The organism is Vreelandella nigrificans (assembly GCF_002374315.1).
GTDB classification, from domain to species: Bacteria; Pseudomonadota; Gammaproteobacteria; order Pseudomonadales; family Halomonadaceae; genus Vreelandella; species Vreelandella nigrificans.
On sequence record NZ_NWUX01000069.1, the window covers coordinates 1 to 919 of the forward strand.

A 919-nucleotide genomic window follows, 5' to 3' on the forward strand; every position below is an offset into this window, starting at 1 on the left:
ACGCTACCCGGCGTTGATGATATCGCGGTGATTGATTTTACCCACCGCGAAGCGCTCTCTCAGCCCTTTGAGCTGATCGTCAATCTGGCCAGCCGTGATGACACTCTTGATGCCGCTGAACTACTGGATCGCGAAGCAGCCCTGACCATTTGGCAGGATGGCGAACCGCTGCGTCAGGTTCACGGGGTTATCTGTGAGTTTGGCCGCGGTGACCGAGGCCACCGCCGCACCTTCTACTCCCTGGTACTGCGCCCAGCACTTTGGCGGCTTTCGCTGCGCCAAAACTCACGTATTTTTCAAAAGGCTGACCCGCTCACCATTATCAATACCCTATGCGATGAGCGGGGCATTACCGATGTCTCGTTTGCCCTCACCCGTGACCTTCCAGAGCGCGAGTACTGTGTACAGTACCGCGAGACCGATCTGGCCTTTATCGAGCGATTGGCCGCAGAAGAAGGTTTGTTCTACTTCCATGAATTTACTGACCATAGCCACCGGCTGATCTTCGCCGATGACCCGCAGCTACTCGTCAGCCTTGGCGAACGTGTCTACAACAGCCGTGCCGGGGGCACCGCCCCCCAGCGCCATGTGCGCAAGCTAAGCCACAAAGCGCGAGTGGCTACCGCCTCAGCCACACTGAAAGATTACAGCTTTAAAAACCCCGCTTATGCACAGCTACACGAACACCAAGGCCGCGATGTAGAAGCCCATGGTCAACATGCTGACTATGAACACTACGACTACCCCGGCCGCTATAAGCAGGATGCCTCCGGCGAACCTTTTACCCGCATTCGTCTGGAACAGCTGCGCCGGGAAGCGACCACCGCCCAAGCAGAGAGCGACCTGCCCGAGCTTGCCCCCGGCCTGCGCTTTACCCTGACTGACCACGACACCAACAGCCTTAACTGCGACTGGCAGG

At 58.0% G+C, this 919-nt stretch carries 1 protein-coding gene; it reads left to right on the top strand.

All coding sequences use genetic code 11. From position 1 onward, the window contains the following. Positions 1-919 (top strand): type VI secretion system tip protein TssI/VgrG (gene tssI, locus CPA45_RS22505; RefSeq protein ID WP_133066824.1); only part of this gene is annotated, 919 nt, incomplete at both ends.